Source organism: Devosia sp. (genome assembly GCF_034675085.1).
Classification (GTDB): Bacteria; Pseudomonadota; Alphaproteobacteria; order Rhizobiales; family Devosiaceae; genus Devosia.
Genome location: NZ_JAUCDN010000158.1, coordinates 1 through 7,789 on the forward strand (window position 1 = coordinate 1; position 7,789 = coordinate 7,789).

General features: G+C 63.5%; 9 protein-coding genes. 7 read left to right on the forward strand and 2 right to left on the reverse strand.

What is annotated here, in order from left to right; genetic code table 11:
- The first annotated feature begins 236 nt into the window (after positions 1-236).
- From VDP82_RS10990 to VDP82_RS11005, 4 genes are all read left to right on the forward strand, one after another.
- Positions 237-614, forward strand: a complete 378-nt coding sequence (locus tag VDP82_RS10990) for a DUF423 domain-containing protein (protein ID WP_323014889.1) — start codon at positions 237-239, stop codon at positions 612-614.
- A gap of 71 nt (positions 615-685) precedes the next feature.
- Positions 686-958, forward strand: coding sequence for a YMGG-like glycine zipper-containing protein (locus tag VDP82_RS10995; RefSeq protein ID WP_323014890.1), 273 nt, complete (start codon positions 686-688; stop codon positions 956-958).
- A 298-nt stretch (positions 959-1,256) separates the two neighbouring features.
- A complete protein-coding gene (locus VDP82_RS11000) occupies positions 1,257-1,472 on the forward strand; it encodes a cold-shock protein (RefSeq protein WP_323014891.1) in 216 nt (71 codons plus the stop codon).
- 107 nt (positions 1,473-1,579) lie between these two features.
- A complete protein-coding gene (locus VDP82_RS11005; protein ID WP_323014892.1) occupies positions 1,580-2,038 on the forward strand; it encodes an NUDIX hydrolase in 459 nt (152 codons plus the stop codon).
- 7 nt (positions 2,039-2,045) lie between these two features.
- Here VDP82_RS11005 and VDP82_RS11010 read toward each other — a convergent pair whose 3' ends face one another.
- Positions 2,046-3,545, reverse strand: coding sequence for an inorganic phosphate transporter (locus VDP82_RS11010; protein WP_323014893.1), 1,500 nt, complete (start codon positions 3,543-3,545; stop codon positions 2,046-2,048).
- Positions 3,546-3,892: 347 nt separating this feature from the next.
- On the opposite strand from VDP82_RS11010, the gene VDP82_RS11015 reads away from it, so the two are divergent.
- From VDP82_RS11015 to VDP82_RS11025, 3 genes are all read left to right on the forward strand, one after another.
- Entirely contained in the window at positions 3,893-5,662 is a 1,770-nt protein-coding gene (locus tag VDP82_RS11015; RefSeq protein WP_323014894.1) for an acetolactate synthase 3 large subunit, read from the forward strand.
- A 23-nt stretch (positions 5,663-5,685) separates the two neighbouring features.
- Positions 5,686-6,240: an acetolactate synthase small subunit gene (gene ilvN / locus VDP82_RS11020; RefSeq protein ID WP_323014895.1), complete on the forward strand. Its 555-nt coding sequence runs from the start codon at positions 5,686-5,688 to the stop codon at positions 6,238-6,240.
- A gap of 114 nt (positions 6,241-6,354) precedes the next feature.
- The gene (locus tag VDP82_RS11025; protein WP_323014896.1) at positions 6,355-7,107 is read left to right on the forward strand and encodes a pyridoxine 5'-phosphate synthase; all 753 of its coding nucleotides are present in this window, start codon (positions 6,355-6,357) and stop codon (positions 7,105-7,107) included.
- Here VDP82_RS11025 and VDP82_RS11030 read toward each other — a convergent pair.
- Positions 7,095-7,421 (reverse strand): hypothetical protein, encoded by a 327-nt coding sequence (locus tag VDP82_RS11030; protein WP_323014897.1) that lies wholly within the window; start codon positions 7,419-7,421, stop codon positions 7,095-7,097. The two genes, VDP82_RS11025 and VDP82_RS11030, sit on opposite strands and share 13 nt — an antisense overlap.
- Between the last annotated feature and the right edge of the window lie 368 nt (positions 7,422-7,789).

The window sequence follows — 7,789 nt, forward strand, 5'->3', positions numbered from 1 at the left end:
GCCAGCGTGCCGGCGGCCAGATAGGTCGGGCCCAGCCAGCCGAGCAGCACCACGTCGGTGGTATGCAGGGCATTCTGGGCCAGTTGCGCGATGACGAGCGGCCAGGCCAGGGCAAAGGTTGCCCGTAATTCCTCGGCCCAGCCGATTGACCGGCTGGAGTTCACTTGCTCGCTCATCTCAAACATCCTATTCGCAAACGACTGCTCTAGAGGAAACCGCCGGGGGGAGGAAGGGCCATGTCCGAAGGCGAGAAAATGGCGATGCGCCTGCTGCTGGCGATAGCGGGCCTGGTGGGCGCCATCGGCGTCGCCGCGGCGGCGGGCGGCTCGCATGGCCAAGAGAGCCGCAATCTGGGCGCCATCGCCAGCATCTGCCTTGCCCATGGCCCGGCGCTTCTGGCCCTGGCCATCCTCGCGGGGCGGGGCCGGCTCTTCCTTATTGCCGGGCTGCTGCTGGCGGGCGGGACACTGGTCTTTGCCGGCGATCTGGGCCTGCGCGAGTGGCAGGGGCAGGGCCTCTTTCCCGGTGCGGCCCCGCTCGGAGGGCTTGGAATGATCCTGGGGTGGCTGAGCGTCGTGCTCGCTGCCTGGGCGAGCCGCTTCGTTAAAAATTAACTCAAGAGCCGCTGGAACCATCCGGCAGGCTTGCGCATTCTTCTCACCGGATTGTTCCAGGAGGGTTCTTCATGCACAAGTTTCTGATCGTCGCCGCGGCCGTGCTGTCGCTGGCAGCCTGCACCACCACCCAGCAGGGCGCCGCCATTGGCGCTGCCGGCGGGGCAATCGTGGGTGCGGCCACTACCGGTACGGTTCTTGGCACGGCGGTCGGCGCCGGTGTGGGGACCGTTGTTGGCGCGGCGGCCGGTGATATTGTCGGCCGTTCGTCCAGCAATCGTGACATCTGCATCTACGAGCGCCGCGACGGCAGCCGTTATCGCGACTACTGCCCGCGTGGCTAAAAGAAGTTGCAGCATCGCCCCCATGCTGCACAGGCGCTTTCCCAAGCGCTCGGGCCCTCGAACCGAAACGCCAGTTTCGGGTCGGGGGCTTTTTCATTGACCAGCGAAACGCCTTGAATTTTACGCAGATATTGGCATATTCGGCGCCACGACACCGAACTTGCGCTATCTGATCGACCGGCAGAAGCCGGGAACTTGGCTACCTCCTGATCTGTGAATCGTTTAGGCCGGGCCATTTCGGCCCGTTTTCAACCCTCAGCCGCATCTTCGCGGCGATCACTTGCGAGGACTAAGTTCCATGTCTGCCATCAACGGTACCGTCAAATTCTTCAACACCACCAAGGGCTATGGCTTCATTTCGCCTGACAATGGGGAAAAGGACGCGTTCGTGCACATTTCCGCCGTTCAGCGTTCGGGCCTGCAGGGCCTTTATGAAGGCGACAAGGTCACCTATGAGCTGGAAACCGGCCGCGACGGCAAGGTTTCGGCCACCAACCTGACCCTGCTCGACTAATCGACGCCAGAGTTTCGAAAGGGCCCTTCGGGGCCCTTTTTTGTTTGGTGGACAGGCTGGCCGGCTCGTGCGAGAGAGCGCGGGATCCAAGGTCGGGGACGAAAAGAATGGTGCGCGATCTTCTCAAGCTGTGGAGCCCCAGGGTGGACACGCCCGAAGGACTGCGCCAGGCCGGCGCGTTGCCCTATGCCATCGTGGAAGGGCGCGTGGCGTTTCTCCTCATCACCTCGCGCCGCAATGGTCGCTGGATGTTTCCAAAGGGTGTCATCGAGCCGGGCATGACGCCCTGGGAGAGCGCAGCGCAGGAGGCTTTCGAGGAGGCCGGCGTCAGCGGCGAGATCGCCACCCGTCCCATCGGCAGCTATCGGGGCAGCGCCGGCGCCGATGAATCGGTTCTGGTGGATATCGATATCTATCCGCTGCGGGTCGAGACCCAGCACGAGACCTATCGCGAAATGGGCCAGAGGCTGCGCCACTGGGTGGTGCTCTCGGAAGCCAAACGGCTGCTTTCCGACCCGACGCTGGCGCGGCTGGCCGTCAACCTGCACGAGCAACTGGTCGGCTGAGCCGGGCTCAGCGCAGGAACATATTCACCAGCAGATAGACCAGCGCCGACAGCGCGCCGCTGGCGGGTACGGTGACGACCCAGGCAGCGGCGATGCCCAGCACCTGCTGGCGGCGGACCAGCTGGCGGCCATCGCGCTGGCGCGCGCGGGTCAGGGCCTCTTCGGGCGTGGCGTTGAGCGCGGCGGGGTCGACGTGACGTGCATGGCGGGGCACAGACACCACCTCCATGGCAAGGCGCTGCCAGTATTCACGCAGGAAGCCGACACCGAAAATGCCACCGATGGCGATGTGGGTGGACGATACCGGCATGCCGAGCGCCGATGCTGCCAGCACGGTGCCGGCGGCCGAGAGCGCTACGCAGAAGGCGCGGATTTCGTTGAGCTTGGTGATCTGTTCGCCCACGGTCTTGATGAGGCGGGGCCCGAACAGGGCCAGGCCCAGCGCGATGCCGGAAGCGCCGATGAACATGACCCAGAAGGGCAGGGCGACGGTTGCGCCCGTCTGGTGCTGGCCCAGCCGGTCGACAATGGCGGCCAGCGGGCCGATGGCATTGGAGACGTCATTGGCGCCATGGGCGAAGGACATGAGCGCCGCCGCCACCACCAGGGGCGCGCGGAACAGGCTGGCGACATGTTTGGTGCGGTTTTCGATGGTGAGCGAGCGCCTGCGGATGAGCGGCATGGAGATGATCCAGGCCAGCGCGCCCACGCCCAGGCCGATAAGCAGCGTCAGCCAGGGGCTCGGCTTCCAGATGCGGCTCAGCCCTTTGGTGGCGAGATAGGCCGAAAAGATCGCCGCCATGGCGGCGATGAAGATGGGCACCCAGAGCCGCGCCGACGAAATCTTGTCGAGCCGGCCCGTGATGGTAACGTGGATGAGCAGCAGCGCCAGCGCGGCGAAGATGCCGCCCAGGATGGGCGAGATGACCCAGCTCGAGGCGATGGCGGCGATGCTGCCCCAATTGACGGCATTGATGCCGGCGGCGGCGATGGCGGCCCCCACAATGCCGCCGACGACGGCGTGAGTGGTGGAAACCGGCGCGCCCACATAGGTGGCGATGTTGAGCCAGAGCGCCGAAGCCAGCAGCGCCGACATCATCAACAGCACGAAGGTCATGTCGTCCAGATGCGTGCCGGGCGTGACGATGTCACGCGCCAGCGTGTTGACCACGTCGCCGCCGGCCAGGAGGGCACCCGCCGCCTCGAAGACGGCGGCGATGACCAGCGCTCCGAGCATGGTGACGGCTTTGGAGCCCACCGCGGGGCCCATGTTGTTGGCCACATCGTTGGCGCCGACATTGAGCGCCATATAGCCGGCGATGAGCGCGGCGATGACGATGAGATAGCCCGATTGCGTGTCGGTGACGGCATGGCTGGCCCAGAGCGTGGCCAGCAAAAGGAAGATGAGGGCGATGCCGGGCGCGGCGAGCTTGCGGGCGAGATCCTGCGCGGCGGTCTCGAGCCCGGTTACTCGCTGCAGATCCTTGTCGAGCGCGCTTTTGGTCATGTCATCGAACTGTCAGGGATAATCTTGGCACGGGCTTTAGCATTCCCCGCGCGGCTTGCCAGCCCCCGCCGGCGCAAAGCGCGGGAACGGGCGGACGAATATGCAGAAAAACGCGACAAGCCTTGACTCGGGCGCGCGGACTCTCCTATCAATGCCACCGTGATTTCATGGAGAGGTCCCGTGCGGGCACTCATTCTCGTAGTAGGCAGGCGCATCGGCAACGTGGGATAGGTATCCCGCGCAATGGCTGGTGCGCCGAAAACAGGTCCCGAATGGGGCCTTTTTTATTGCCCGGTTTTTGCCGCTACGAGATCGGGCTCCCAAATCAGAAGGGAAGGACGAAACGAATGGCCGAGAAAATGACCGGCGCGGAAATGGTGATCCAGGCGCTGACCGATCAGGGTGTCAGGCATATTTTCGGCTATCCGGGCGGTGCGGCCCTGCCGATTTATGACGCGATGTTCCAGCAGGATTTCGTGCAGCATATCCTGGTGCGCCACGAACAGGGCGCGACCCATATGGCCGAGGGCTATGCCCGCTCCACCGGCAAGCCCGGCGTGGTTCTGGTCACTTCCGGCCCTGGCGTCACCAATGCGGTCACGGGCCTTACCGATGCGCTGCTCGATTCCATCCCGCTGGTCTGCATCACCGCGCAGGTGCCCACCACGCTGATCGGCTCGGACGCCTTCCAGGAATGCGACACGGTTGGCATTACCCGCTCGTGCACCAAATATAATTACCTGGTGAAGCGCGTCGAGGATTTGCCGCGCATCATGCACGAGGCCTTCCACATCGCCACCACCGGCCGGCCGGGCCCGGTGGTCGTGGATATTCCCAAGGATGTGCAGTTCGCCCTGGGCGACTATTACATGCCGGACCTGGAAACCTTGCGCCACCAGTCCTATCGCCCGCAGATGGATGGCGATGCGGCCTCCATCGAGGCGGCGGTCGACATGATGCTCAAGGCGGAGCGGCCGGTCTTCTATACCGGCGGCGGCGTCATCAATGCCGGGCCGGAGGCGTCCGAGCATTTGCGCGAACTGGCCGAGCTTACCGGCTTCCCGGTCACCTCGACGCTGATGGGGCTGGGCGCTTTCCCCGCCTCCAACCCGCAATGGCTGGGCATGCTGGGCATGCATGGAACCTACGAGGCCAATCTGGCCATGCATGACTGCGACGTCATGATCAATATCGGCGCCCGGTTCGATGACCGCATCACCGGGCGGGTGGACGCCTTCTCGCCCAACAGCCGCAAGATTCATGTCGATATCGATCCCTCCTCGATCAACAAGGTGGTGCGCGTCGATATCCCCGTCATCGGCGATTGCGAGCGGGTGCTGGCGGAAATGGTGCGTGTCTGGCGCAGCAAGACCAACCAGCCGCGCAGCGAGGCGCTGGCGCCGTGGTGGAAGCAGATCGAGAAGTGGCGCGCGGTCAATTCGCTCGGCTACAAGAATTCCGACACGGCGATCAAGCCGCAATACGCCATCCAGCGGCTCTATGAGGCCACGCGCAAGCAGTCCAAGGAGGTGTTCATCACCACCGAGGTCGGCCAGCACCAGATGTGGGCGGCCCAGCATTTCCATTTCGACAAGCCCAATCGCTGGATGACCTCAGGCGGGCTGGGCACGATGGGCTATGGCCTGCCGGCCTCGGTGGGCGTGCAGGTGGCCCATCCCGACGCGCTGGTCATCGACATCGCCGGCGAAGCCTCGGTGCAGATGACCATGCAGGAGCTTTCGACGGCGGTGCAGTATCGCCTGCCGATCAAGATCTTCATCCTCAACAATGAGCGCATGGGCATGGTTCGCCAGTGGCAGGATCTCCTGCATGGCTCGCGCTATGCTCATTCCTATTCGGAATCGCTGCCCGATTTCGTCAAGCTGGCCGAGGCCTATGGCGGCAAGGGCATTCGCTGCGAAAACCCCGCCGAGCTCGATGCGGCCATCGCCGAAATGCTCGATTATGACGGCCCGGTGCTCTTCGACGTCCTGGTGGAAAAGGACGAAAACTGCCTGCCCATGATTCCCTCGGGCAAGCCGCATAACGAGATCATCCTGCCCGATACCGCCGATATCGGCGACATCATTGATGAAAAGGGACGGCAGCTCGTCTAGGGCGCTGCAGAGGAGACAGAGATATGAACGCACATCTGCAGCCCACCGGCTCGGCCTATTTCATGACCAAGGACACCCAGGAAACCGAGCGGCACACGCTCTCGGTGCTGGTCGACAACGAGCCGGGCATCCTCGCTCGCGTCGTGGGCCTGTTCTCGGCGCGCGGCTACAATATCGAAAGCCTCACCGTCAGCGAGACCGAACACGGCCGTCGACTTAGTCGCATCACTGTCGTGGTGATCGCCACGCCGCGCGTTCTGGTGCAGATCAAGCTGCAACTGGAGCGGCTGGTGCCGGTGCACAAGGTGCACGACCTCACCGCCGAGGGCAGCTCGCTCGAGCGCGAACTGGCGCTTATCAAGGTGGCGGGTTCTGGTGAGCACCGGGCGGAGACCTTGCGCCTGGCCGATGCCTTCCGCGCCCAGATCGTCGACGCCACCGTGGAGAGTTTTGTCTTCGAGGTGACCGGCAAGCCGGGCAAGATCGACAGCTTCATCGGGCTGATGCAGCCGCTGGGGCTGGTGGAAGTGGTGCGCACCGGCCTTGCCGCCATCTCGCGCGGCCCGCAGAGCATGTGACTTGAGGGGAGGCGCAAATGCCTCCCTTTCCCTTATGAGTGTCATCAAAAGGTTCGATTGGGCGAAGCGGGCGATCCGGTATAGGAGAGGAAAGCCTTTCCCCGAGGGAGCGTCATGACCCTGCTATCCGTCAATCTCAATGCCGTCGCCCAGTTGCGCAACCGGCGCAACCTGCCCTGGCCGAGCGTTACCGGCATCGCAAGGGTGGTGCTCGACGCCGGCGCCAGCGGCATCACCGTGCATCCGCGCCCCGATGAGCGCCATATCAGGCGCAGCGATGTGTTCGATCTCGCACAATTGTTGCGCGAGGATTATCCGGGCGCCGAATTCAATATCGAGGGCTATCCCAGCGAGGATTTCTTCGCGCTGATCGATGCCGTTGCTCCCCAGCAGGTGACGCTGGTGCCCGACGATCCGGCCCAGGCGACCTCGGATCATGGCTGGGATTTCGCCGGACAGGGCGAATTGCTCGTCCGCGCGCTCGCGCGCCTCAAGGCGCCGGGGCGGCGGATTTCGTTGTTCTGCGATCCCGATGGCGGGGTGGAGGCGGCTGCGGCCGCCCGGCGCGTGGGTGCTGATCGCATCGAGCTTTATACCGGCCCCTATGGCGGCTGTTACGATGCTCCCGATCGTGCCGTGCGCGAACTGGCCGCTTTGGCGCATACGGCCAAGGCGGCGCAGGACGCGGGTCTTGGTGTCAATGCCGGGCACGACCTGACGCTTGCCAACCTGCCGGCTTTCCAGTCGGCGGTGCCCGGCGTGGCCGAAGTTTCCATCGGCCACGGCCTGACGGCGGATGCCCTGCTTATGGGCTTTGCCGAAGCCGTGCGGCGCTATCGAGCCGCGTTGGGCGATCAGTCCGTATAGTTGAACTGGCTCAGCTCGCAGACATTGTTGTTGTATTTCACCAGTTCCTCGCCGTCCTCGAACACGGCGAGGAAGTCGTATTTGCAGTAGCCGCTGCCATCGTCGATATTGATGACGACGCTATGGCCGGCCGGCAGGATCTTGCGGCCCAGAATATCCTCTTCCCATGAGCGCGTGCCCTTATTGGACGCATAAAAGCTGATGATGTCGTAAGAGGTGTAGTTGTTGATCTGCACGCGCCGGTCAATGGCAGCGGCGCCGGTCGTGCTCATGGCCAGGATGGCCAGAGCCAAGGCAGCGGAAAACTTGTTCATGATGTCCCTCGTGGTGGCGATGCCCCAAGGCAGGAGGCAACGCCATAAGCCACGCCGCGCCAACCCGGATTCATGGGGGGAGCCACCAATTGTTGCCGTGCAGCGAACATTGCGTCAAAGCCTGGCTAACTCTGGACCGCTTCCGCCCTCCAAAACCCGCAACATCGGCGGAAACCCTATATTTTCCGATACTTACAGGAATGTAACCAAGGCAAATTCTTGTCGCTGCACAACATGAAGGTGCCTTCTTGTGGCATGCGTTGAAGGGCACATATATCGCCTCAGTTATTTTTTGTTACCAAGGAGGGCCACACGTGTCCAAACTCAAGATCGGCGTCATCATTTCGTCCACCCGCGCCAGCCGCTTC

Coding starts and splice junctions, on each gene's coding strand:
- VDP82_RS11000 (WP_323014891.1), top strand. CDS start 1,257: ATGTCTGCCATCAACGGTACCGTCAAATTCTTCAACACCACCAAGGGC.
- VDP82_RS10990 (WP_323014889.1), top strand. CDS start 237: ATGTCCGAAGGCGAGAAAATGGCGATGCGCCTGCTGCTGGCGATAGCG.
- VDP82_RS11015 (WP_323014894.1), top strand. CDS start 3,893: ATGGCCGAGAAAATGACCGGCGCGGAAATGGTGATCCAGGCGCTGACC.
- VDP82_RS11010 (WP_323014893.1), bottom strand. CDS start 3,545: ATGACCAAAAGCGCGCTCGACAAGGATCTGCAGCGAGTAACCGGGCTC.
- ilvN (WP_323014895.1), top strand. CDS start 5,686: ATGAACGCACATCTGCAGCCCACCGGCTCGGCCTATTTCATGACCAAG.
- VDP82_RS10995 (WP_323014890.1), top strand. CDS start 686: ATGCACAAGTTTCTGATCGTCGCCGCGGCCGTGCTGTCGCTGGCAGCC.
- VDP82_RS11030 (WP_323014897.1), bottom strand. CDS start 7,421: ATGAACAAGTTTTCCGCTGCCTTGGCTCTGGCCATCCTGGCCATGAGC.
- VDP82_RS11025 (WP_323014896.1), top strand. CDS start 6,355: ATGACCCTGCTATCCGTCAATCTCAATGCCGTCGCCCAGTTGCGCAAC.
- VDP82_RS11005 (WP_323014892.1), top strand. CDS start 1,580: ATGGTGCGCGATCTTCTCAAGCTGTGGAGCCCCAGGGTGGACACGCCC.